The sequence below is a fragment of the Actinoplanes sp. NPDC051859 genome (genome assembly GCF_044452725.1).
Classification (GTDB): Bacteria; Actinomycetota; Actinomycetes; order Mycobacteriales; family Micromonosporaceae; genus Actinoplanes.
Genome location: NZ_JBITBX010000001.1, coordinates 649,877 through 672,730 on the forward strand (window position 1 = coordinate 649,877; position 22,854 = coordinate 672,730).

The following is a 22,854-nucleotide window of genomic DNA, read 5'->3' on the forward strand; positions in this document are numbered from 1 at the left end:
CCCTCGCATCACCCGACGGAGAGGGGAACGCATGGGCCGCCACGCGGCCGACCGCTCCGGCTCGCCACCACGCCACGCCGACCTGTTCACTCCGGCCCCCGGCAGCGCCGCCGAACGGTTCGCGCGGCAGCGCGCCGGCCCGCGGACCGGGCACCCGCACACCACGATCGTCCGGGCGATCGAGGATCTCGCGGCCGCCCACCGCGAGATCCTGATCGAGCTGTTCTATCAGGGCGTCCCGCTGGAGGCGGCCGCCGCGGCACGAGGACTGCCGGTCCGCGAGGTCAAGTCCGATCTCTACTTCGCACTGCGCGCCCTCCGCGCAGTGCTCGACCAGCGGACCGACTGCTAACGCAGATAGACCAGTCCGTCGGAGAGGATGCCGGGACGGCCCGTGGTGCCCTCCACCACGATCTTGACCGTACGTTCGGCGCTGGTGGTCCACGAACGGCTCCACAGTGCGCGCCGGTTCAGCGTGCTCGGGGAGTGCAGGTCGACGATGCCCGCGGGAGCGTCGTCCACGTAGACCTGGACCCGGCCCGAGATCGCGGTCCGGCTCACCGCCAGCGCGGCAGCCCGGCCGGTGAAGGTCCAGCTCAGTGACGCGCCCTCGGCGGTGCTGCGCAGGGCGGTCCCGCCCAGGTAGGCGGGGCTGCCGACCGAACGCCAGGTGCCGGTCTGTGCCGCTGTCGATTCGGCGAGCAGGACCGGGGTCCGTACCGCCGCCACCGACCGGGCATTGCCCGCCTTGTCGGTGGCTCGCAGGCCGAAGGTGGTCTCCACGCTCGGCCGCACCGAACCGGTCCAGGCCCGCGCGGTGCTGCCCAGGTTTGCCGCCACCGGCGAGGTCAGCCACATCGAACGCAGCCCGCCGGTGTCGCTGGCCGCCCAGGTCAACCGGACCGGTACGGCACTGTTCAGCGAGCCTGGCCGCAGCGTGACGTTGGGCCCGCTGGTGAACTCGGGCAGCGTCTCGTCGGCGTAGACGTCGGCTTCCACGCTGGCACTGCGGCCGTTCAGCGCGACGGCCCGGACGCGTACCTTGTGCTTGCCCGGTGTGAGCTGGACCAGCTGCTGCTTCTGCGTGGCAGGCACCGACGCGGTCAGGACGTCATCGACGTACACGTCGTAGCGGTGCATCATGGTCGCCGCCGTGCCCACCTGCCAGTACGGCCGGATCGTTCCACGGCTGAACCAGACGTCACCGGACTTCGTGGCGCCGTTCATCTTGGTCAGCTGGAAGCCGCGCGGCGGCGCCGAGGCGAGCCCGCGCAACGTGCCGAGCTGGCTGTAGAGGGCGTTGCCGGGGCACTCGGTCTTACCGGTGTCGCGGTGTCCCGAGATCCGGTTCAGCGACGCCTTGCTGCCCTCGGCGTAGCGGTCGCTGCCGCTGGAGATCAGCGTGGTCCGGCCGGCTGCGGAGTTGCCGTACGCCCCCAACTTGTACGCCGCCACCTGCGCGATGACATTCCGCACCCGGGCCGGCACCCCTTGCGACGCGTAGTTGCCGAGCACCGCGATCGCGCTGCTGTGCGCGTTGAAGCCCAACGTGTGTGCGCCCAGCACCGCCTGGGTGATGCCACCGCGGCGTCCCTCGAACAGCGTGCCGCACTTGTCGACCAGGAAGTTGTAGCCGATGTCGTTCCAGTGGTTGCTCTTCACGTGGTACGCCTGAATCCCGCGGATGATCGACGCGGAGTCCGCACAGCGGTAGCCGTTCGTTCCGGCGGTGTGGTGCACGAAAATCACCTGGACGTCCGTGGTGTATTCCGGCGCCTCCTTGACCAGCTTCTCGTTGGCACCCCACTGCGCCCGGGTCACCACAGTCGGTGCCGGCCGCGGTGGCACGGTGACGCTTTTCAGCGCCCGCCCGTACGCCTTCGGCTCGGGCGCGACCGGTGCCTCGCCCGGGTCGATCAGGTCGAGGCGGAGGCCGGGCGGGAGCGCCGTGACCCGGCCGGCGCCGGACACCCGGGCTTCGATCCCGTCCGAGGGGCCGACCCACAGCGGATCGGTGCTGCCACGGTTGCTCACTGCGTCGCCGGAGCCCGGTTCAGCCGGGTTCGGCTCGTCGGCTTCGAGGTTCTGCCACGGTGTCCAGGTGCCGTCCGCGACCGACCGGGTCCGCACCTGCACGATGCCGGTAAGTCGGCGCTTCGGGTCGGTCCAGGTGGCACCGAGCAGGCTGAACTCCTCGGTGGTCCGCGGGGCAATGACGTGCCCGCCCCCCGGTGTGGTCCGGGCGAAGCCCGCCGCGGCTGGGGCCAGGTCGATGGTGTGGAGTGTGGGCTCCGCCGGGGCCACCTCCGCTCGCAACGCGGCTGGTCCCGCCTGCCCTCCGAGGCCCATGACCACCACCACGCCACCGAAGGCGACGGCGGTGCTCACTGCCGAACTGATGACTCGCCTGTGCACTCGTTCCACGCGTATCCCCCCGCGAAAGACTTCGGACCGGCCCAGATCAGGATGAAACGTACGCGTTATTCACGTCTTGCGCAGGGGTTTCTCCAGACCCGTTTCGCACCTCGCGAACCGTTAAAAAGCCCGGCGGCAGTGCCGATCAGAGGAGGTGATCTCTGTGCCGTCGCCTGGCACATCTGCCGCGCCGGCGGTGGTCCTGCACGACATGGGCGACCCGGTCAAGGTCCTGGCCGCCGCCCGCGCCGTCCTCGCCCTCGATGGCAGCGTCCTCATCGGCGACGAACGGGTCGAGGACGAGTTCACCGCCCCGGCCGGGGAGATCGAACGCCTCCAGTACGCCTTCAGCGTCCTGCACTGCCTGCCCGCGACCCGAGCCGAGAGCCCCGACCACGCCCATGGCACGGTTCTTCGCGCGCCGACCCTGTTGTCCTGGGCTCGTGCGGCCGGCTTCACCGACCCGCGCACCCTCGACATCCCCCACGACTTCTGGCGCTTCTACCTTCTGCGCTGATCGCCCGCTGCAACGGCGAGTGGAGGGTCGGCCATCAGGCCGGCCCTCCACTCGGTGTGCGACAGGTCAGGCGACGAAGCGGGTCCGTCGCCGGCGCGCGACGAAGAAGCCCACCGTGCCGAGCAGGAGAGCGCCCACGCCCACGGTCGCGACCGTGGCGGCGTCGCTGCCGGTGAACGCCAGGTCACCGCCGCCGGTGCCGGGCGTGGCGGGAGCAGCCGCGGCACCACCGGTGGCCGTAGCGCTTACCGACGCCGACGCCGACGCCGGGACGGCCGGAGCCTGGGCGCTGGTCGGCGCCGAGGCTGGCGCGCTGCCCGGAACAACCGGCGCCGGGGCGCTGCTGGGCGCAGCCGGGACAGTGGGCGCTGGCGCGCTGCTGCTGGGCGCGGTCGGGACAACCGGAGCCGGCGGGACGATCAGGCTGAGCCCTGCGAAGCCGACGACCTCACCCTCGGTGCTCAGCGGGTGGGTCGCCTCGACCAGAGTCGCCGGACCCGCGGTCCCGGTCTTGACCGATGTGCCCCGGCCAGCCTCCTTGGCGGCGAACGCGTCAATGCCGCCTTGCCCCTTCACCCACTCGGGGGTCAGCATGCGGACGATCACCGGAGTGAGCTTGTCCTTCTTGACGACGGGCTCCACCGAGACCTGGAGGCCGGCGATCTCGTAGACCTTCCCGGGCGCGAACTCCGTGTCGAATTCGCACAATGCGCCTTCGACGTTGCTGTCGACGTAGTACCGACAGTTGCTGAACGTGGTCGGCAGGTTGACGTCGTTGAGGACCCGGATCTCCGCCACGACCCCGGTGACGGGCTTGTCGCTGACATTGGCGATGCCGACCGGAACCGTCACGGTCTCCCCGGGGTGGACCGGCACCGCGGCTCCGGTCCGAACGTGCAGGACGCCCATGTCTTCGGCCGCGAAGGCGGCGGTGGGCAGCGCGGCCACGCCGGCGGCGAGCAGGACCGATGCGAGCAAGGTGCGAGTGTTCACGTGTCTCCCCGTTGATCAAGAACCGGCACACCATAGACGGCCGACTTCCGGAGCGGCAACGTATCCACCGGGGTGGCTGGATCAGGCGGAGCGGGCGTATAGGGCGAGACGGACGCGGTTGGGGCTGCCGGTCTTGGACATCAGGCTCGTGACGTGGGTCTTGACCGTGGTAACTCCGATGTGGAGTCGGTCGCCGATCTCGGTGTTGGAGAGGCCCTCGGCGACGAGGTCGAGGACGTCGCGTTCGCGGGCGGTCAGGCCGGGGATCCGGCGGGGCTCACCGCCCTGAGCTGCGACGGCACGCTGCACGAGGCGATGCAGGACGTCCTGACTGAACGGGCTGTCACCGGCGGCGGCGCGACGGATGCCGTCGAGGAGCTCGGTCGGGGGCGCGTCCTTGAGGAGGAATCCACACGCTCCCGCGGCCAGGGCGGGATAGAGGTGGTCATCATCACCGAAGGTGGTGAGGACCACGATCCGGGTGGCCGGGCGGGCGGCGAGGATGCGACTGGTGGCAGTGATGCCGTCGACGCCGGGCATGCGCAGATCCATGACGATGACGTCGGGGGTGAGGCGGGCGGCGAGCGTGGTCGCGTCCCGGCCGTTGTCGGCCTCGCCCACCACGGTGACGTCCGGTTCGGCTTCGCAGAGCATGCGCAGCCCGGTCCGGATGAGCGGCTGGTCATCCACCAGCAGCACCCGAATCACCCGCTGCTCCCGCCCGGGTCGACGAGGCTGGCAGCGGCGGGCGGGGAAGCGGGCGCGGCAGCGGCGGGCTGATCGGTGCCGGGCAGGAGCGTGGCGACCCGCCAACCGTTACCGTCCGGACCTGCGGTGAGGGTGCCGCCGAGCACCTCGACCCGTTCCCGCATGCCGGTCAGGCCGTGTCCGCTGCCGCCGGCGGGCAGGCCGGGTGGTGTGCCGCCGCCGTCGTCCGTCACCGACCAGTGGACGTTGCCGTCGGTCACGGTCACGGCGAGGGTCGCCCGCGCAGTCGGACCGGCATGTTTGGCCACGTTGGTGAGAGCCTCCTGGGTGAGGCGCAAGACCGCCATGCCGCGGACCGCGTCGATGGATGACGCTTCGGGGCTGAGGGTGCGGGCGATGGTCAGGCCGGCCTGTTCCGCCGTTGCCACGGCCGCGGCGAGGGCGGCGGGCAGCGCGGACGGTTCGAGGGCGGTAAGGGCGGCGTCCGTGCGTACGGAAGGATCACGCAGCACCGCGACCAGCCGGCGCAGGTCGGCCAGGGCTGCGGTGCCGGTGCGGTGGACGTCGTCGAAGACGTCGGTGACCCGGGGGTCGGCGTCCGGCAGGACGTGCCGGGCGACGCCGACCCGCAGCACCATCGAGGCGACGTGGTGGGCGACCACGTCGTGGAGCTCGCGGGCGATGGCGCTGCGTTCGTCGGCGCGGGCGGCGCGGCTCTCCGATTCGCGCTGCTGGCGCTCTGCCTCCGCTTTGGCCTCCGCCTGCTGGCCCAGTTCCCGGGTGGTGCGAATGACCAGGCCGAGCAGGACGGGCAGGCCGACCACCACGAGCGCCGCATAGAGCGGGCCGGTCCAGCGGTCCGGGCCGTGGGCGTACCCGGCGGTGAGGTTGATGGCAGCGACCAGGGCGGCGCCGGCGGCGAAGGTCCGGGGCCGGGTCGCGGCCATGGTCAGTTCGAGGAGGGCGAACGCGGCACCCACCTCGTTGATCATCTGGTCGTCGATCATGACGAACGCGACGATGAGCAGGGCCGACTGGGCGAGCAGGTTCGCCACCCGGCGCTGGTGCAGCAGCAGGGCCGTGCCAAAGGCGATCAGAGCCAGGACCCATTGGGTACGGGTGGGAGCATGCCCGGCCCCGGTGCCGAAAACGAGGTAGCCGACCCCGCTGAGGTCGAGCAGCAGCATGCGCACGAGGGTGTCCCGCGCGTCGAAGAGCCGGCTCACCCATCCCATGCCGACCACCCTAGGCCCCGCCCCGCCCTGGGCCGGGCTCAGGAAACCTCGGGGATCTTGCCGACCTGCAGGGTGCCGTCGGGGAGTTCCGCGGCATACACGTGCAGGACGGAGGTGTCGTCGTCGGCGAGCTGCGGCGTTTGCCAGGTGCCGTCCTGTGATCTGGTCCGGCTCCACACTCCGGCGCCGGCCGGTGCGGTCGTCACCTGCAGGTTCCGGCCCGGCCAGCCGGATGCCGCGAGCGCCCGGATCCCCCCGTCGGTGTCGATCCGTGCGGCGCTGCCCCACTGGGCGCCGGCGCGTTCGCGGTGCCACACGCCGTTGCCCGGCAGCAGGGTGAACAGGTGCAGCGTTCCCGCGGCTGTTCCGGTCGCCGACAGGCCGGTGATCCGGCCGTTGGTGTCCACCCGGGTGGCGGAACCCCAGCCGCCGGCAGCGGCGCGTTCGCGGTGCCACACGCCGCTGCCCGGCAGCAGGGTGAAGACCTGAGTGGTGCCGTCCGGGAGTGCCGCGGCGGTGAGGTCGGTGACGTCCCCGTTCTCGTCGATCCGGTCGCCGGCCGTGGCCCAGGAGCCCGTGGTGCCGCGTTCGCGGTGCCACACGCCGCTGCCGGGCACCAGGGTGAAGAGGTGGAGCCGTCCGTCCGGCGTGGTGGCGGCGGCGATCCGGGTGGCGTCGCCGTTGCCGTCCACCTTCGTCGCGGAGCCCGCCCAGCGGCCGGCGGCGTCGCGGGAGCGGTGCCACACGCCGCTGCCCGGCACCAGGGTGAAGACGTGGGTGGTCCCGTCCGGCGATGCGGTGGCGGCGGCCCGGCTGATGGCGGGGTTCCCGTCGATCCTGACGGCGGCGGCCCACCGGTCGTCGGCGCCGCGCGTACGCGTCCACACCTTGCCGCGCAGGCTCTGATCCTCGACGCTGTAGTGCGAATTCAGGATGCGGGCCTTGTAGAAGGCGGCGCCCTTGCGGGTACGGGTGCTGTCCGGTCCGAAGAAGTCGACGGTGTCGGTGCACCAGGTGCTGGCCCGGCAGTCGCCCTTCGGGTTCTTCGCGTTGTCGGGCATCGTCTCGACGAGCTGGCCCGAGGGCTGGTTGCCGATGGCCTTGACCTCGATGCGGTTCGCCGCCCCGAGGTCGGTGAACTGTCGGGTCGCCTTGTCGTAGGAGTAGGCGCCGCCGTTTGTCGTCACCCACAGCTTGCCGGGATCCTGACTGTTCGCGGACACGTCGTGACCCCAGACCGACGGCAGGGTCACCCGCTTGTCGACGTCCTCGCGCAGGGTCGGCGCGGCGGGGGTGCCGCCCACCACCAGGGCGGTGAGGATGTGCTTCTTCGTCTCCCGGTCCCGGCCGGTGACCCACAGCCGGGTGGTCGTCGGGTCCCAGAGGGTGGCGTGGGCGTCCGGCAGGTCGAACTGGTCGTAGGCCGCGGCGTTCGGGCCCTGCGATGCGGCGTACACCCGGACGAATCCACCGGTGCTGGCGGCCACGGCGACATTGTCGTCCGGCAGCAGCTCGATGGAGTGCAGGTTGCCGGGGATCACCTGGGCCCAGAGGCGGCGCCCGGACGGGTACGCGGCAACGGTGGACAGACCGCGCCCGTCGACCAGGACGAGGCGCTGATCGGGGCTGGCTCCACGGGTCCGGACGCGGAAGTCGTTGCCACCGGCGAAGGCGGCCGTCTCCGCGGCGCTGTAACCGCGGGCCGCGGTGGGCTTCCACTCCCATCGGACGGCCGCGCCGCCGTTCCAGTCGGCGACGGCGGGGTCGAGCGCGAGCAACTGGCGTCCGGCCTGGTCACCGGCGAGGATCCAGTGGTCGTCCGGAGCCGCGGAAGCGCCGGTGGCGGTCACCGCCGAGCCCAGGGTGACGGCACTGAGTACGGCCACGGTCAGGGCACCGAGGCGGCGCCGGAGGGTGGCGTTCGGCGCACCTGTGGTGAAGGTCATGCGTGTTCCTTTGACGTGGGGCCTACGGGTGCCGGGTCGGGAGACGTCCGCTGCAGCGCCGCACGGTAGCGGGTGCGGACCAGCAGGTACGCCCCGAGGCCGAGCGGGCCGAGCAGGATCGTCAGCACCAGCAGCGGCGACATGAGCCAGATCGGTATGCCACGGTCGGTGCCGTCGAGCCACGCCCAGCGGCCGACGAACAGGTCGAAGGCGATCATGTGCGCCCAGGCCGCCGCCGCGCCGTCCGCCGTGCCGAGGAACGCCCGGATGCCCTCGAGGTCCGGGTCGGCGACCTCGGGCAGCACCGTAGCCAGCGCGGGCAGGACCAGGAGCGCGTAGATGACCACGACCGGGAGGACGATCAGCGGCGACGTGACGATCCGGCGGGTCCACGACCAGCGCGGCAGCAGGATCATCAGCGCCCAGAACGGGGCGGCGACGGCGAAGGTCAGCGGGAACAGGACGGCGGTCATGCAGCAAGCTCCAGTTCCGGCCGCCGGGCGCGCAGAACCGCACCCGCGGCCAGCGCGGTGGCGATGATCAGCGCGCCGACAGCAGCCAGTGTCAACGCGTCGGGCTGCAGCAGCGGCTGCCCGCGCAGCGCCTGCCAGGTCAGCAGCACGGTCAGCGCGCCGTACGCGCCGCCGCCCACGGCGATCAGCCGCAGCCGGGTGAGGGTGTCCGCGCGACGGCCGAGCAGCATGGCGAGCAGCGGCAGGGCCTGCAGGGCGTGCAGCCCCACGAAGTGGCCGATGCGCAGGTCACCGCCGGTCGTACTCCAGCCCAGCAGCGGCAATCCCGGCCCGCCGTCACTCACCCCCACGCTGTGCGCACCGGCGATGCCGGTCTGTCCGGCGGGTGCGGCGGACGGCAGGGTCATCGGAATGGCCGCCAGCATGCCGAGCAGGGACAAACCGAGCCCCCACCGTACGGCGTGGGCGGCGGCCCGGTCGGCGATCCGGGCCCGGAGCAGCGCCACTCCGACGACGAAGTGCGCGCCGAACAGCACCATGATGGAGACGGCCATGACCTGCCACAGCAGCGCATCGAACGGGGTCTGCTCGTTGTAGTGGCTGGTGGTTCCGCGCAGCACCTGGCCGACAATGACGACCATCTCAGCGACTCCGGTTGCCACGATGACAGTTGCCGCCCATCCGGCAGCACGACCGCGGCGTGGCAACAGCGACAGCATCCAGGCGAGAGTCCCGGCGTACAGCACAAACGACACCGAGAACTTGAGCGGCTTCGCCCAGATCGGCATCCCGGTGAGCACCCGCGAGTCCACGGCGACGCCCACCGCGGCGATCACGGCGAGCAGCGCCATCGCCGCGGTGAAGACCAGCAACGGGCGGTGCAGACGCGACAGAGTTGGCATGACCTGATCCTGCGTGGCCCAGGCCTCGGATTCCTCCGCCCGTAAGCCCGTCGCCTCCTACCCAGGGAGGAGGTCAGGTCAGGTCGGGGTGGCCGAAGAGGCCGGGCAGGCCGCCGGTGTGCAGGAACACGACCTTGCCGTCGGGTGGGTTCGCGCGCAGACCGGCCAGCGCCCGGCCGGTGTACGTCGGATCGAGGAACAGCCCTTCGGTCCGGGCGGCGAGCACGAGCGCCGACCGTACCGAATCTGTCAGGGTGGCATAGCCCGCGCCGACCTGGGTCTCGTCGATCTGCAGTGCCGCCGGGTCTGCCGGCGTGCCCATGTCGGTCAGCAAAGCTGCCACGGTGGCGCGAGGGTCGGGGAGCGCGCCGACGTCCACGCCTTGCACCCGGTGTGGGCCGAGTTCGGCGACCAGCCCGGCCATCGTGCCGCCCGAGCCCAGCGCCACGACGACGGTGGACAGGTCGGGCAGTTGGGCCAGCAGTTCCCGGGCGCAGCCCTGATAGCCCCGGGCCGAGACCGGCGACGTTCCGCCGAACGGGATGACGTAGCCGTCCTGCGCGGCGGCCACCTCGTCCAACGGCGCCGCACCAGCCCAGACGATCGCTGCGCCGGACAGCTCATCGAGCAGGAGATTGCCGCGGTGGGTTGCCGGTGGGTCGCCGCGCAGCACCAGGGTGCAGGGCAGACCGAGCCGGGCGGCGGCCGCGGCGGTGAGTCGGGCATGGTTGGACTGGGCCGCGCCGGTGGTGACGAGCCGGGTCGCGCCCGCGTCGAGAGCTTGCGCGCAGAGCCATTGCAGCTTGCGGACTTTGTTGCCGCCACCGCCCAGCCCGGTGAGGTCGTCGCGTTTGATCCACAGTTCGTCCAGGCCGAGCGCGTCGGACAGGCGGGGTGCCGGTTCCAGCGGGGTCGGCCAGGTGCCCAGCGGCACCGGGGCGAGCGAAGCCATCAGTTGTCCTCGTGGTGGATGGGGCCGGCGGTGGCCGAGAGCCGTTCGCCGGTGCCGCGCCAGCGCAGGGCCACGATCTCGGCGGCCACGCTGACCGCGGTCTCCTCCGGCGTACGGGCGCCAAGGTCCAGCCCGATCGGGGAGCTCAACCGGTCCAGCGTCGAGTCGGGCAGGCCGGTCTCGCGCAACCGCTTGAGCCGGTCGTCGTGGGTTCGCCGGGAACCCATCGCCCCCACGTACGCGAGCGGCAGGTCCAGCGCGACCGACAGCACCGGCACGTCGAATCGGGTGTCGTGGGTCAGCACACACACCACCGTACGGGTATCGACGCGCCCGGCCGAGGCCTCGGCGGCGAGATAGCGGTGCGGCCAGTCGACGACGACCTCGTCCGCCTCCGGGAACCGTTCGGCCGTGGCAAAGACCGGCCGGGCATCGCAGACCGTGACCCGGTAGCCGAGGAACGCGCCGATCCGGGCCACCGCCGCGGCGTGGTCGGTCGCCCCGAAAACCAGCATCCGGGCGGCCGGGGTGAACGAGCTGACCAGCACGGCGAGGCCGGTGCCGCGGCGCTGCCCGGCCGGGCCGTAGCGCAACAGCCCGGTCCGGCCGGCGGCCAGCATGCCGCGCCCGTCGTCGGTGGCCGCATCGTCCAGCCGGTCGCCGCCCAGCGAGCCGTACCGTCCGTCCGGGGTGAGCACGAGATGCCGGCCGAGTTGCCCGCTCGCACCGTCCACACAGGTCAGCAGCGCTACCGGCTGGTCCGTCTGCACCGCGGCGGCGAGGACCTCCAGCTCGGGGAACCCGGCCCGTTCCACAAAGACGTCGATGGTGCCACCACAGGGCAGTCCCGCCTCGTACGCGTCGTCGTCGGTGACGCCGTACCGGGCGGACCGGGGTGTGCCGGACTCGGCCACGTCGCGGCACAGCTCGTAGACGGCGGCCTCCACGCAGCCACCCGAGACACTGCCCACGGCGCTGCCGTCGGCGCGGACCAGCATCGCCGCGCCGGGCTGCCGGGGTGCACTGGACCAGGTGGCGGTCACGGTCGCCAGCCCGGCCGGTTCGCCGTGGCGGCCCGCGGCGAGGAGGTCCGCCAGCAGGTCACGCACGCTCGGCCACCGCCAGATCCGCCGGAGTGTCCAGGTCGTGATCGTTCGCCACGTCGTCGACCGGCACGGTCTCCACCTCGGCGGCGTGCGCGCGCAGGTAGTCACGGGCGCCGGAATCCCCTGTCGCGCTTCGAGCGATGGCGGCCCAGTGGTTCCGGCCCAGCAGGACCGGGTGGCCGCGGCGGCCGGCGTACGTGCCGGTGACCAGGGCGGTGGGGGAGGCTTGCGCGGCGATGCGGCGTACGGAAGCGGGGGTTATGCCGGGCATGTCGACCAGCAGGACCACCGCCGCGGTGGCGTTCGTCGGCGTGAGGGCAGCCAGCCCGGCGCGCAGTGACGACGCCATGCCGGTCTCCCATCCGGGGTTCTCGACGTAGTCGAGGCCCGGCGCGGCCGCACGGACGCGGTCGGCCGCCGCACCGATCACCACCACGGTGGGGTGCAAGCCTGCCCGGACGGACGTCTCAGCCGTGTGCGCGACGAGGGTCCGGCCCTGCCAGGGCACCAGGGCTTTGGGCCGGCCGAACCGGCGCCCGCCGCCCGCCGCGAGGACGAGCCCGGCGATCTTCATGGCAGCGAGCGTATCCAGCCGACGGACTCCCTAAACCGCTCTACGCCGACGCCACCACGCCCGGGTAGCCACGTGAGTAGCGGGCAGCTCCGCCGGCGGCATCGCCTCCATGCCCAGCTCCTCCCGGATCGCCGCCTCCAACTCCTGCATCACCAGCGGCACGTGGCCGAGCATTTCCCGGGCCGACTTGGCCGGGTCGACACCGGGCGGTGGGGTCGGACGCTCGGCGTACAGCTTTTCCAGCAGCAGGTGCACGGCCAGGGCGGCGCTGCGCACCTGACCCGAGGCGAGCAGCCGGACCTGCATCAGCGCCGGACCGACCTCGTCGGTGTAGGTGAACGGTCCCGGCATCCGCTGGCCCGTCTCCAGTGCTGCCCGCAACCGGTACGAGGCGCGCTCGAACTGGGTCAGCAGAGCGACGTACGCGTCGCGGCGCTCGGCGTACCAGCGTTTGGTCCGCTTCGTCCGGCTGCGCACGTAGTCGTCACGGGCCGACACCAGCAGGGTCACCCCCGCCCCGGCCAGGGCGAACACTGCGGCGACGAGGGGCAGGCTCCACCACGGGATCTCAGACACCCGCCCACGGTAGCGAGGCGTCGCCCGGGTGCCGAGGACGTGTCCCGGATCGTGACCCGGGGTGCCCTGCCGCCCGGTCGATCTCGCGGAGGGCGGCCGCCCCGCGTCAGAGCTGGTGGCTGACGAGCCAGGAGTCGACCTTGTCGATGACCTGTTCGGGCGCGCGGCGGGCCCAGAGGAAGTGGTCGCGGATGGTGTCGATGCGGGTACGTTCGACGTGGGGTGGCAGGCGCCGGGCGAGGTGGTCGACTGCTGCTGTAGGGATCATACGGTCGCCGGCGATGCCGGCCAGCAGGACTGGCGTCTGCATGCGGGCGAATGCCGCCTCGTAGTCGGTGCGGTCGCCGTGCAGGCGGTACCGGCCGTGGCGGGCCTCGTAGCCCCAGTCGGCCATCAGGGTGCGGGGCTGGCGTCCGGCGAAGCCGAGGCGGTGGCCCGGCCAGTAGCCGAGCGAACAGGTCACCGCGCCGACGAGGCGGACACCGGCGGCGCGCTGGGCGCGGCCGATGCGGCTGCGGCGGGCGGCGGTGGAGCTGGTGCCGGTGCCGAGGGTGACGATGGCGTCCGGGTTGACGCTGCCGGCGGCGCCGGACAGCAGGGCGAGCTGTCCGCCGAGGCTGTGGCCGACCAGCGCGACCTTGTCGGCGGCCGCGACTGCGGAGCCGGCGAAGACGGCGGGGATGTCGACGTTGACCAGGTGGGCGTACCCGAAGGTGGCACGGCGCAGATCGCCGACCGGGCTCTGCGGCATGCCGCGGAGCTCGACGCCGACGAGGTGACGACCGCGGTCAGCCCACGTGTCGAACATTTTGCGGTAGTACCCGAGCGGTACGCCGAGGGCCGGCAGGAAGACGATCGAGGCGGCTTCGCCGGGCACGCCGTATTCCTCGACGGTGAGCGTCAGCCCGTCCGAGGTGATGACGGGGTGGGTACGCGGTTGCATCGGCACAGCTTCACACAGCCAGGCCCGCCGCCGGAAGATCTTGTGACGTCAGCGGCTGAGGCGGGCGGCGATGGCGTCCACGGCGTTTTTGGCTGTCAGCAGGTCGGCGCCGGTCTCCTGCCGGTACGCCCGCACCGCATGGATCATCTTGTGCTGCCGGATGAATTCCTCGACCTCCGGGTACGCCGGTTCGGTGACGACCGCGCCGGTGTGGGCGATCAGCGCGTCGAGCTTGTTCTCGATGGCGCCGAGCCGGGCGGCCGTACGCTGCCGGTCGCGCTGTGCCGCACTCGAGGCGGCGAACAGGAGCCCGATCAGGCCGAGCAGCAGCAGGATGAGCGGGATGGAGACGAGGTAGTCCATTCGCTGATCCTGCCAAACCCGAGCGAGGGTCCGGTCGGCCCCAGTGCCCACGGTGGACGGCGAAGCGGGGATCGGTGACGATCGAATGGCGCAATGTGTGCGCCGTCACCTTTTCGGTTGCCCGGGCGTACCGTTATTGTTTCGGCGTAAACACCTCCCGCATTCTGGATTTGTTTTGACTCCGGTTGCGTGCGACGAGAAGGATCGGAGGCATGCTGATGCGCGACGTACGTTTGACGTCCCGCCTCGCCATCGATCTGCTCCGGTGCGCGAGTGCCCGGTGTTGCCAGGGCCGATCGCCCCGGTGAGCTGACCCGGGGTTCGTCCATCTCGGGCAATGTCGCCCGGGGGTCGGGTGTCGTGGATCGCTGCGACGATGCAGGCCACGAACCCTGAGGAAGATCCATCGGAAACTCCTTCTTCCGCGTGAACTCGCCCGCGCATAGATGCGCCTATAATCCTATCCCGTACATGGGAAAAGTATTGTTCGACCGCCGCCGAGATCCGGCCGCGGTGGTACCTCCCGGAGGCCAGCATGTCCGTTCTCGCCGTCGCCGACCTTTCCCCTCGCCGAAGCTCCCCGGTCCGCCGACCCGTCGGCCGTCCCCGCAGCCTGCGGCCCCGTGGCAGCGAGCCGACGTCCTCGATCACCGTGACCATCACGCTCGGCAAGCCCGGCTCGGAGGATGGCGAGCGGCTGCTGGCGGCGCTGCGTGAGCTGGTGGCGGCCGCTGGCCCGGGTGCCGACGTCGCGTTGGCCGGTCCGGCGCTCGTGCCGGTGCCCGCCGCTCAGGAGTCGCGGCGCACCCGCCCGGGTCTGCACCTCGACCTGCGGCCGCGCACCGCCACCTACGACGGCCAGGCGCTCGATCTCAGCCGACTGGAATACGAGCTGTTGGTCTTCCTGGCGCGTAATCCCCGGCAGGTCTTCGGCCGGCACCAGCTGCTCGGCCACGTGTGGGGCCACACCCACACCACCGTGCGGACGGTGGACGTGCACGTGAGCCGGCTGCGCACCAAGCTGGGCGATCCGGACATCATCACCACCGTGTACGGGATCGGCTACCGTCTCTCCGAGGATGCTGCTGTCACGATCAGCGAGGCCTGAGCGCTGGGGTGGGCGGGCCGGCGTCGGATAGGGTGCGGGCGGTCCACACGATCGGCCCGGCGGTCCTGGCTTCCGCGGCCTCCATTGCCTATCGTGCTGATAGGAGATTGGGGGTGCCATGCGGCGCACGGTGGCGGTGGTCGGAGGCGGGTGCTCGGGCGTCCTGGTGACGCGGGAGCTGCTGCGCAGCGGCGAGGAGGACCACGTCGTCCTCATCGAGCCCGGTGAGCTGGGCGGCGGAGTCGCGTACGGGAACGCCCAGCCTTGGCACCTGCTCAACTCCCGGGCGGGCGCGATGAGCGCCGACCCGGACGACCCCAGCCACTTCGTCCGCTGGTCCGGCGCTGCTCCCGCCGAGTTTCGCCCGCGCCGGGAGTACGGCCGCTACCTGCGCGAAGTCTTCGATGAGGCGGTTGCGGCCCACCCGGGTCGGGTGGACGTTCGGCGCACCCGGGCCAGTCGCATCGAGCCCACAGCCGATGGCGGCACTGTCACGCTCGACGACGGTGCCGTCGTCCGGGCCGACCACATCGTGCTGGCCGTCGGTGGCCCCGTCACCGCAAAGCAGCCGTTCGGGCACGAGCACTACATCGACGATCCGTGGGTGCCGGGTGTGCTGGAGGCGCTGCCCACCGACCGGCCCGTCCTGCTCGTCGGCACCGGTCTGACCGCGGTGGACGTCGCGCTGACCCTGACCGCCGACGACCGGCGCACCGCACCCGTGGTGGCGATCAGCCGCCGGGGCATGCTGCCGCTGACCCACACCGTGGACGCGGCGCCGCCCGCCGAGCCTGACCTGGACGACTGCGCCACCCTGCGCGACGTGGTGCGGGCCGTACGGTCCGCGGCGGGGGAGGCGGTGGACTGGCGGCCGATCGTCGACGGCATGCGGCCGTACCTGGACAAGTTGTGGACGGCCCTGACCCGCGAGGAGCAGGAAGCCTTCCTGCGGCATCTGGCCCGCACCTGGGAGTGTCACCGGCACCGGATGGCGCCGGTGGTTGCTGCCCGGGTGATGGCGCTGCGGGAGGCTGGGCTGCTGGAGATCCGCCGTGGTGGCGTTCCCGCGTGGCCGGGACTCGCCAATTACGCCGCTGTGGTGAACTGCGCGGGTCCGGGGAAGCTGCCCGGCTCCGCGGGCCCGCTCGTGGGCGACTTGCTGGACGAGGGCCTGGTTCGGCTCAGCCCGCACGACCTGGGCCTGGACATCGACCCGGCGGGCCGGCTCGTCGCCGCTGACGGTCGGGTGCACGAGCGGCTGTGGTTGATTGGGCCGCTGCGCCGAGGTGCGCAGTGGGAGACCACGGCGGTCCCGGAGATTCGGGCGCAGGCCCACCGGCTCGCCGCCGATCTCCGCCCGCGCCCAGCCCTCGCCGGCGTCGCGTAACAACAATGTCGGGATGTCATTCATGAACATCATGACATCCCGGTTGAGTGATAACTCGATGCTATGTAAGACGGAATAGTCCAGCTCAGGGGTGATTTGACAGACATCTTGGTGACAGTGGGTTAAACATTGTTTCCTTGAGTTGTCATTGATTGTTCTCAATACTACGGGTGGCACTCGGTACGCCGGGAACCCGGCGTACCTCCCCCGTCCCCCTGGGAGGATCCCCGTGCACACCCCCGGCTCCAAGCTTGGTCGACCGATCGCCGGCCTCGCTGCCGCCCTGCTGGCCGCCACCGCGTTCGCGTCACCCGCGGCCGCAGCCCCCGCCGGCCCCGCCGCCGATCCCACGTTCGCCCCGTCCGCGCTCGCCACGACCCTCGAATCCCGGCTGGGCGACCAGGCCGCCGGCTCCTACGTGGACGGCGCCGGTAAGCTCATCGTGAACGTCACGGACGCGGCGACCGCTCAGACGGTGACGGCCGCGGGCGCCGTTCCCCGCTACGTCACCCGTAGCGGCGCCCAACTCGCCGCTGCTGACGCCACGCTCAAGGTGAGCCTGAAGACGCCCGGCACCTCGTTCGCCCTCGACCCGGTGAGCAACCAGATCCTGGTGACCGCCGACAGCACGGTGACCGGCGCGAAGCTGGCCGCTGTCAAGGCCACCGTGGGCAAACTGGGCGACAGGGCCCGCGTCGAGTCCGTACCCGGCACGCTGAGCACCACCATCTCGGGTGGCGACGCCATCTACACCGGTGGTTCGCGCTGCTCGCTGGGCTTCAACGTCCGCAGTGGCAGCACCTACTACTTCCTGACCGCCGGGCACTGCACCAACGCGGGCTCCACCTGGACCAACGGCTCGGCGACGCTGGGCACCCGGTCGGGCAGCAGCTTCCCGACCAACGACTACGGCATCGTCCGCTACACGAACACGACGATCGCCAAGCCGGGCGCCGTGGGCTCGCAGGACATCACCAGCGCGGGCACCCCGGCCGTGGGCACCACCGTCTACCGCCGCGGCAGCACGACCGGCACCCACTCCGGCCGGGTCACCGCTCTCAACGCGACGGTGAACTACGCCCAGGGCTCCGTCTACGGCATGATCCGCACCACCGTCTGCGCCCAGCCGGGCGACTCGGGCGGCCCGCTCTACGCCGGCACCACCGCCATGGGCCTGACCTCCGGCGGCAGCGGCAACTGCTCCTCCGGCGGCACTACGTTCTTCCAGCCCGTCACGGAGGCGCTCGGCGTCTACGGCGTTTCGGTCTTCTAATCCCATCCCCACCCGGAGAGGTCCCGGCCGCCCGCCGGGGCCTTTCCGGCGTACCGGTCAGGCGGCCGTCAGATCCAGCTCTGCCCGCACGGGATAGTGGTCGGAGGCCCATTCGGTCTCGTCTCCGCGGATCACCCGGGCGCGAATCACCCGGACTGCGGGTCGAGCCATCAGATAGTCCAGCCGCATGCCGCAGTTCGAGAACTCCCGGCCGCCGCCGCGCGTCGTCGGCACCGTGAGCCCGTCGCCCTCGCCGGCTGCCCGCCATACGTCGACGAACCCCGCCGCGCTCAGGGCCTCGATCGCCCGAGTGTCCGGGCTGCCGTCGCTGCCGAGGTGACGTCGGCGAAAGAGCGGCGGCAACTGCGCCAGGCGTTCAGCGTGGGCGGTGTGCGGATCCAGCGCATTGAGATCGCCCGTGATCACCGTGAGCGGTCCGCGATAGCGGTGAGCGAGCCACCGGGCCTCGCGCATCCGTCGGTACGGCCGGAACGGATTCAGGTGGGTGCTCACCACGGTCAGCGGTCCAGCCTCGGTCGCCACCTGCACAGCGGCCGCCGCATGATGCAGCCGCCAACGGACAGCAGAGCGACCGACGATCGTCAGCGGCGGCCGGACCAGAACTGCCACCGGCTGGCCGAAAGCGGAAGGCGCGAGGTGCGCCACCATGCCGAGGGCGTCCGCCACGTCGCGCATGCGGTGCCCGTCGTGCCGCTGAAAGTCCCGCAATTCCTGCAGCGCGATCAGGTCGGGACGCTCGCGCTGGAGCAAGGCCACGATCGCCGCCAGCCGGCCCCCGCCCCCGCCGGTCCGAATGTTCCAAGTGAGCAGGCTAATCGCCATCGCGCGCCTCCGCCCGGCTCCCGGCATCGAGGTTGGCAGGGCCGCCAGGCGTCGCCGCCGTCGCCCGGCTGGCGAAGTCGCGGCCTGCCGGATCGTTGTTCGCCGAGGCACGGACCGCGGAGTGGGGGCGTACGTCGGCGTTGGGGCGGATCGAGAAGTAGAGCACGGTGAGCCAGCCGGCGGTCAGCAGCGCGGCGCCCATCATGTCGGTCGGATGGTGCATCCCGCGGTACATCCGGGACAGTGCCACGCCGAGCGGCATCACCACGGCGAGCCCCACAAAGATCCACCGCCACCAGTACTGGCGCAGGCGCGGAAAGAGCAGGACAGCGATGGCGGCGTACAGGCACATGGTCGCGGCGATGTGGCCGGAGGGGAACGATGAGGTGGGCAGATTGCCGTCGAGCTGCTCGACCGGGGGACGCGGGCGGTCCACGGCGGCGGACGTGCACAGGAACAGGGTGAGCTCGCCGACCATGGCGAGCACGATGTAGAGCACCATCCGCCAGTGCCGCCAGATGGCGAGGACAAGCGGGCAGAAAACCAGCGAGACGAGCAAAATAGCGTGCGTGTCGCCGGCTTTGCTCAGGGCGTAGCTCACGTCGTCCCACGCCGGGGTGCGCATGCTCTGCAACCAGGTCGGCACGCCGTCGTCGAAGCGGCCCAGCCAGGTGCCCTCGGTCTTGTTCGTCAGCGTCCAACCCAGCAGGAAGAGCAGACCGAACACGAACACCCAACCGACCAGGATCTCCATCGCGCCCGCCCACGGGTGCGGCAGCAGGTGCTCGCCTCGCGTGCCGGGCCGCACGTCGTCCCCGGCCTCCGGCTCCAGGCCGTCCTCCAGCGGGACTTCCGGGCGCCCGATCTCGCGGCGCCACACCCGGAACGCGTACGCGGTGACACCCAGCCAAGCCGCGCCGAGCAGCCACCCGGCGAGCACGTCCGACACGTAGTGCACGCCCAGCGAGATCCGGGTGATCCCGATCGCCGTGACGATCAGTGCCACGAGGGCGATGAACCACTTGCGGTGTCGCGCCGAGACGGCCGGGAGGAAGACGAGGAGCAGGGAGCCGTACACGATCATGGAGCCGAGGGCGTGGCCGCTGGGGAAGCTGTTGCCGGGCGCCGTGGCGATCGGGACGTCGACGACGGGGCGTACCCGATCGATCAGGGCTTTGAGCGACGGGTCGAGCAGCAGCGCGCCGACTCCGGTGACCACCAGGTAGATCGCGAGTCGGAAGCGCTTGCGGATCAGCAGGGCGACCACCGCGATGGTGACCAGCCACATCATGATCGGTCGGCCGCCGGCGCGGGCGACGAAGTCGAGCGCGTCCACCACCGCGGGCTGCGGTGCGACCAGGCGGTTGAGGCCGTCGGCGGCGCCCTTGTCGAGGCGGGCCAGGGGACCCCAGCTGCCGCGAACGAGGAGCAGCAGCAGCCCGAAGCCGAGGCCGAGCGTGATGACGACGAGCAGGCCCAGAACGCTGCGTTCGGCGAAGTGGGCCAGCGGTCTGCCGCGGGCCGGCTCCGGAACGGCCGTTCTGTCCTGCTCGTCGGTGACCATGCGAGCTCCTGCAATCTCGGGGGTGCGCCCGGATTACCCCGCCGTCTCCTTCGGTACACCGGATTCGCCGGCCCCGGCCTGCGCGGGGGCGGCGGAGTCAGCTGACGGATCGTCGGAGCCGGGCTCCCAACGGTCCTGCAGGGCCGGGCGGGAAATGCCGACCCGCTGGGCTTCGAGCTGGGCGGCGAAGGCGATGCCGAGGAACAGGGCGATGCCGGTGAGGTTGGCCCACAGCAGCAGCGCCATCATCGCGGTCAGGGGACCGTAGGTGGCACCGAAGCCGCCGCTGAACATGACGTACGCGGCGAGTCCCAGGCTGGCGACCCACCACAGCACGGTGGACAGGGCGGCGCCAAAGAGCAGCCAGGTGAGGCCGGGCTGGCGGCGCCGGGGGGAATGCCGGAACAGCAGTCCGACCGCGAAGACGATGAGGATCAGGCTGAGCGGCCAGCGGACGATCTCGAAGGTCAGCTCCGCACCGGAACTCCAGCCGGACTGCCGGGCTATCGAGTTGCCGGTGGCGTGGCCTGCCACGAGCAACAGGAAGCCGAAGAGCGCGGGCAGGCCGGCCACAAGGGCGAGGACGGTGGCCCGCGTGTACTTGTGCAGGGCCTTGCGGTCGCGTTCCACGCCGTAGATGCGGTTGGCGCCGCGCTCGATCTGGGCCATCGCCGTGGTCAACGCGACCAGTCCGGTGATCAGACCCAGCACCAACGCCAGTTCGCCGGCGTCCTCGGTGCGGTCGTCGTCCTGCAGAAGATCCCGGACCAGGGACTCGCTGGCGCCGGGCGTGAGCTCGAGGACGGTGTCCGCGACGACCTGCCCGCCCTCCTCGGCGCCGAGGTCGGTCGCCAGACCGGACAGAGCGATCATGAAGGGTACGACCGCCAGGCACAGTTGCAGCGCCAGCGCCCGCGAGTGGCTGAACCCATCGCCGTACCGGAACCGCACGAACGCGTCCCGCAGCAGATGCCACCGCCCGTAGTGCCGCAACGCGAGGAACGCGTCGTCCGCCGAGAGCTCATCGCCCGGCATCATTTTGGTTTCGGGTACGGGTTCGGTACTGCTCATGGCTTCCTCACTTCAACCGCTCCGCCGCGGCCTTCTCACTTCAACCGCTCCGCCGCGGCCTTCTCGGCGGCGCCGCTGTCGTACGCGAGGTCGGGGTCGCCGGCCGGCTGCGGTACGCAGAGCAGGAGCGCACGCGGGCGAACGGTGATGGACATGCTCGCGCCGGGCTCGATGAGGTCGCCGTCGAGCTGGCGGGGCTGGGGTTGCAGGCCACGGATTTCCACGCGCTTGGCGGTGTACGTCTCCATCCGCGGGATGCGTTCCCGGCGCCGGATCACGGCCCAGCTCAGCGCGGCCCAGTGGGCGAGGTTGCGGGGGCTGAGGATCGCGACGTCGAGGAGCCCATCGGCGGGGTCGGCCTGGGCGAGCAGCCGTACCCCGCCCTGCAGCCGGCCCACGTTGCCGACGATGACCGTCCGGGGTCGGCGCCGCAGCGCGGGCTTGCCGTCGAGGGAGATGACGACGGGCATGGGCCGGTCGCGGAGGTGTTTGAGCGCGCCGCCCACGTACGCGATCCAGCCGATGTGCTTCTTGGCGGTCTCGGAGGTGCCTTCGAGCATCTGGGCGTCGAAGCCCATCCCGGCCATGACCGCGAAGCATTTGTCGCCGCAGACGCCGACGTCGATCCGGCGGCGGCCGCCCTGCAGCGCGATCTCGACTCCGGTGGCTACGTCGCCGTTGAGGCCGAGGTTGGCGGCCAGCAGGTTGCCCGTGCCGGCTGGGATGACGGCCAGTGCGACGTCCGTGCCGGCGAGGGCCGAGACGACGGCCATCACCGTGCCGTCGCCGCCGCAGACGAAGACGAGCTCGGCGCCTTGCTCGACGGCGGTGCGGGCCTGCCCGTAGCCCGGGTCTTCGCGGGTCGTGGAGTACCACTGCGGCTCGGGCCAGCCCGCGGTGGCGAGCCCGTCGACGATGGTGCGGCGCAGCCGGTCGAGGTCGGGGACCTTGACGGGGTTCACGACGACGGCGGTCCGTGGTGCATTCACGGCGACAGTGTGCCGGACGAGGATCACATCGGCGACCCGGGCGCAGGGGGGTTACAGTGGCTGCAGTACTTGAACGCGTTCAAAAAGGGGGCCGTCATGTGGGCACTGGTCAATGTGCTGGTCACGGTGGGCATGCTGGTCGTCGTTCCGGCTGGGCTCCGCATGCTCGACGATCCAGCCGCGAACCTCGCCCGCCGGGTCTGGCCCTACGGGGCGGTCGCCGGCGCGGTCAGCCTGTGGCTGCCGCGCGGCGACATCGCCACGGCGCTGGCTACCGGCTATGCGGTCACGGCCGCGGTGCTGTGTGCGTACGCGATCAGCAGACCGACCCGCCCCCGCAGCCAGTGGCCCGCCGAAGCCGCGGTGCTGACCGCCTTGATCGGTCCGGCGATCGCCGCGAGCGCCCTGGTCGCCGAGCGCAGCGGATATCACCTGTTCGGGTTCGAGCTGGGCGTGCTGTCGCTGACGGTGGCGCACTTCCACTTCGCCGGGTTCGCGGCAGCGCTGATCGCCGCGTTGCAGACGCGTATCCGGCCCGGAACGGCCGCCGACGCCGCGGCCCTGACCGTGCCCACCGGGACGATGATCGTGTTCCTCGGCTACTTCACCGCCGAATGGGTGGAGCTCGCCGGCGCGCTCGTGCTGACCGCCGGCATGTGGACTGTCGGCGCGCTGGTCTGGACCCACGCCCGCACCTCGGTCCCGGATCGGCTCACCGCCGTCCTGCTCGGTGGCTCGGCAGTGGTGCTCGCCGCCTCGATGATCCTCGCGGTGAGCTGGGCGCTGGGCGAAGCCACCGGCCTGCCCCACCCGTCGCTCGCCTGGATGGCCGCCACGCACGGGGTGGCAAACGCACTCGGATTCGCGGTGTGCGGCATGGTGGGCTGGCGCCGCGCTGGGGCAATGGTGTGAGAGA

At 71.6% G+C, this 22,854-nt stretch carries 23 protein-coding genes; 6 read left to right on the forward strand and 17 right to left on the reverse strand.

What is annotated here, in order from left to right; all coding sequences use genetic code 11:
* Nucleotides 1-31: 31 nt before the first annotated feature.
* Complete coding sequence (locus tag ACIA1L_RS02950) at nucleotides 32-352, forward strand: hypothetical protein (protein WP_396070777.1); 321 nt, start codon at nucleotides 32-34, stop codon at nucleotides 350-352.
* Here ACIA1L_RS02950 and ACIA1L_RS02955 read toward each other — a convergent pair.
* Entirely contained in the window at nucleotides 349-2,388 is a 2,040-nt protein-coding gene (locus tag ACIA1L_RS02955) for an N-acetylmuramoyl-L-alanine amidase (RefSeq protein ID WP_396070778.1), read from the reverse strand. The genes ACIA1L_RS02950 and ACIA1L_RS02955 overlap by 4 nt on opposite strands.
* A gap of 190 nt (nucleotides 2,389-2,578) precedes the next feature.
* Between ACIA1L_RS02955 and ACIA1L_RS02960 the strand changes: the two genes are divergently transcribed.
* Complete coding sequence (locus tag ACIA1L_RS02960) at nucleotides 2,579-2,932, forward strand: hypothetical protein (RefSeq protein WP_396070779.1); 354 nt, start codon at nucleotides 2,579-2,581, stop codon at nucleotides 2,930-2,932.
* 66 nt (nucleotides 2,933-2,998) lie between these two features.
* Here ACIA1L_RS02960 and ACIA1L_RS02965 read toward each other — a convergent pair whose 3' ends face one another.
* The 12 genes from ACIA1L_RS02965 to ACIA1L_RS03020 form a co-directional block, all read right to left on the reverse strand.
* Nucleotides 2,999-3,925: an LPXTG cell wall anchor domain-containing protein gene (locus ACIA1L_RS02965; protein WP_396070780.1), complete on the reverse strand. Its 927-nt coding sequence runs from the start codon at nucleotides 3,923-3,925 to the stop codon at nucleotides 2,999-3,001.
* A gap of 81 nt (nucleotides 3,926-4,006) precedes the next feature.
* Complete coding sequence (locus tag ACIA1L_RS02970) at nucleotides 4,007-4,633, reverse strand: response regulator (protein WP_396070781.1); 627 nt, start codon at nucleotides 4,631-4,633, stop codon at nucleotides 4,007-4,009.
* On the reverse strand, nucleotides 4,630-5,868 hold the full coding sequence (locus ACIA1L_RS02975) for a sensor histidine kinase (protein ID WP_396070782.1): 1,239 nt from the start codon (nucleotides 5,866-5,868) through the stop codon (nucleotides 4,630-4,632). Before ACIA1L_RS02975 ends, ACIA1L_RS02970 begins: the two co-directional genes overlap by 4 nt.
* 38 nt (nucleotides 5,869-5,906) lie before the next feature.
* On the reverse strand, nucleotides 5,907-7,814 hold the full coding sequence (locus tag ACIA1L_RS02980; protein ID WP_396070783.1) for a DUF6528 family protein: 1,908 nt from the start codon (nucleotides 7,812-7,814) through the stop codon (nucleotides 5,907-5,909).
* Nucleotides 7,811-8,287, reverse strand: coding sequence for an ABA4-like family protein (locus ACIA1L_RS02985; protein WP_396070784.1), 477 nt, complete (start codon nucleotides 8,285-8,287; stop codon nucleotides 7,811-7,813). The genes ACIA1L_RS02980 and ACIA1L_RS02985 overlap by 4 nt, the downstream gene beginning before the upstream one ends.
* Nucleotides 8,284-9,189, reverse strand: a complete 906-nt coding sequence (locus ACIA1L_RS02990) for a hypothetical protein (protein WP_396070785.1) — start codon at nucleotides 9,187-9,189, stop codon at nucleotides 8,284-8,286. Before ACIA1L_RS02990 ends, ACIA1L_RS02985 begins: the two co-directional genes overlap by 4 nt.
* A gap of 73 nt (nucleotides 9,190-9,262) precedes the next feature.
* The gene (locus ACIA1L_RS02995; RefSeq protein ID WP_396070786.1) at nucleotides 9,263-10,141 is read right to left on the reverse strand and encodes a pyridoxal-phosphate dependent enzyme; all 879 of its coding nucleotides are present in this window, start codon (nucleotides 10,139-10,141) and stop codon (nucleotides 9,263-9,265) included.
* A complete protein-coding gene (locus ACIA1L_RS03000; RefSeq protein ID WP_396070787.1) occupies nucleotides 10,141-11,250 on the reverse strand; it encodes an XdhC family protein in 1,110 nt (369 codons plus the stop codon). Before ACIA1L_RS03000 ends, ACIA1L_RS02995 begins: the two co-directional genes overlap by 1 nt.
* Nucleotides 11,243-11,821 (reverse strand): NTP transferase domain-containing protein, encoded by a 579-nt coding sequence (locus ACIA1L_RS03005; RefSeq protein WP_396070788.1) that lies wholly within the window; start codon nucleotides 11,819-11,821, stop codon nucleotides 11,243-11,245. Before ACIA1L_RS03005 ends, ACIA1L_RS03000 begins: the two co-directional genes overlap by 8 nt.
* A 30-nt stretch (nucleotides 11,822-11,851) precedes the next feature.
* On the reverse strand, nucleotides 11,852-12,397 hold the full coding sequence (locus ACIA1L_RS03010) for a hypothetical protein (protein WP_396070789.1): 546 nt from the start codon (nucleotides 12,395-12,397) through the stop codon (nucleotides 11,852-11,854).
* Between the two features lie 106 nt (nucleotides 12,398-12,503).
* The gene (locus ACIA1L_RS03015; protein WP_396070790.1) at nucleotides 12,504-13,340 is read right to left on the reverse strand and encodes an alpha/beta fold hydrolase; all 837 of its coding nucleotides are present in this window, start codon (nucleotides 13,338-13,340) and stop codon (nucleotides 12,504-12,506) included.
* A 48-nt stretch (nucleotides 13,341-13,388) separates the two neighbouring features.
* Nucleotides 13,389-13,703: a hypothetical protein gene (locus tag ACIA1L_RS03020; protein ID WP_396070791.1), complete on the reverse strand. Its 315-nt coding sequence runs from the start codon at nucleotides 13,701-13,703 to the stop codon at nucleotides 13,389-13,391.
* Nucleotides 13,704-14,238: 535 nt separating this feature from the next.
* Here ACIA1L_RS03020 and ACIA1L_RS03025 point away from each other — a divergent pair.
* The 3 genes from ACIA1L_RS03025 (at nucleotide 14,239) to ACIA1L_RS03035 (ending at nucleotide 17,471) form a co-directional block, all read left to right on the forward strand.
* On the forward strand, nucleotides 14,239-14,811 hold the full coding sequence (locus tag ACIA1L_RS03025) for a winged helix-turn-helix domain-containing protein (RefSeq protein ID WP_396070792.1): 573 nt from the start codon (nucleotides 14,239-14,241) through the stop codon (nucleotides 14,809-14,811).
* 118 nt (nucleotides 14,812-14,929) lie between these two features.
* On the forward strand, nucleotides 14,930-16,198 hold the full coding sequence (locus ACIA1L_RS03030; protein WP_396070793.1) for an FAD/NAD(P)-binding protein: 1,269 nt from the start codon (nucleotides 14,930-14,932) through the stop codon (nucleotides 16,196-16,198).
* A gap of 229 nt (nucleotides 16,199-16,427) precedes the next feature.
* Complete coding sequence (locus ACIA1L_RS03035; RefSeq protein ID WP_396070794.1) at nucleotides 16,428-17,471, forward strand: S1 family peptidase; 1,044 nt, start codon at nucleotides 16,428-16,430, stop codon at nucleotides 17,469-17,471.
* A 57-nt stretch (nucleotides 17,472-17,528) separates the two neighbouring features.
* Here ACIA1L_RS03035 and ACIA1L_RS03040 read toward each other — a convergent pair whose 3' ends face one another.
* The 4 genes from ACIA1L_RS03040 to ACIA1L_RS03055 are packed head-to-tail and all read right to left on the reverse strand — an operon-like array spanning nucleotide 17,529 to nucleotide 21,938.
* Nucleotides 17,529-18,314 (reverse strand): endonuclease/exonuclease/phosphatase family protein, encoded by a 786-nt coding sequence (locus ACIA1L_RS03040; protein WP_396070795.1) that lies wholly within the window; start codon nucleotides 18,312-18,314, stop codon nucleotides 17,529-17,531.
* The gene (locus tag ACIA1L_RS03045) at nucleotides 18,304-19,878 is read right to left on the reverse strand and encodes a phosphatase PAP2 family protein (protein WP_396070796.1); all 1,575 of its coding nucleotides are present in this window, start codon (nucleotides 19,876-19,878) and stop codon (nucleotides 18,304-18,306) included. The genes ACIA1L_RS03040 and ACIA1L_RS03045 overlap by 11 nt, the downstream gene beginning before the upstream one ends.
* 33 nt (nucleotides 19,879-19,911) lie before the next feature.
* Entirely contained in the window at nucleotides 19,912-20,949 is a 1,038-nt protein-coding gene (locus tag ACIA1L_RS03050) for a YihY/virulence factor BrkB family protein (protein WP_396070797.1), read from the reverse strand.
* Nucleotides 20,950-20,984: 35 nt separating this feature from the next.
* Nucleotides 20,985-21,938 carry a diacylglycerol/lipid kinase family protein gene (locus tag ACIA1L_RS03055; RefSeq protein ID WP_396070798.1) on the reverse strand — a complete coding sequence of 318 codons (954 nt, stop codon included), beginning with the start codon at nucleotides 21,936-21,938 and terminating at the stop codon, nucleotides 20,985-20,987.
* 96 nt (nucleotides 21,939-22,034) lie between these two features.
* Here ACIA1L_RS03055 and ACIA1L_RS03060 point away from each other — a divergent pair, with 96 nt between their 5' ends.
* Nucleotides 22,035-22,850 carry a YndJ family protein gene (locus ACIA1L_RS03060; protein ID WP_396070799.1) on the forward strand — a complete coding sequence of 272 codons (816 nt, stop codon included), beginning with the start codon at nucleotides 22,035-22,037 and terminating at the stop codon, nucleotides 22,848-22,850.
* The last annotated feature ends 4 nt before the right edge of the window (nucleotides 22,851-22,854 follow it).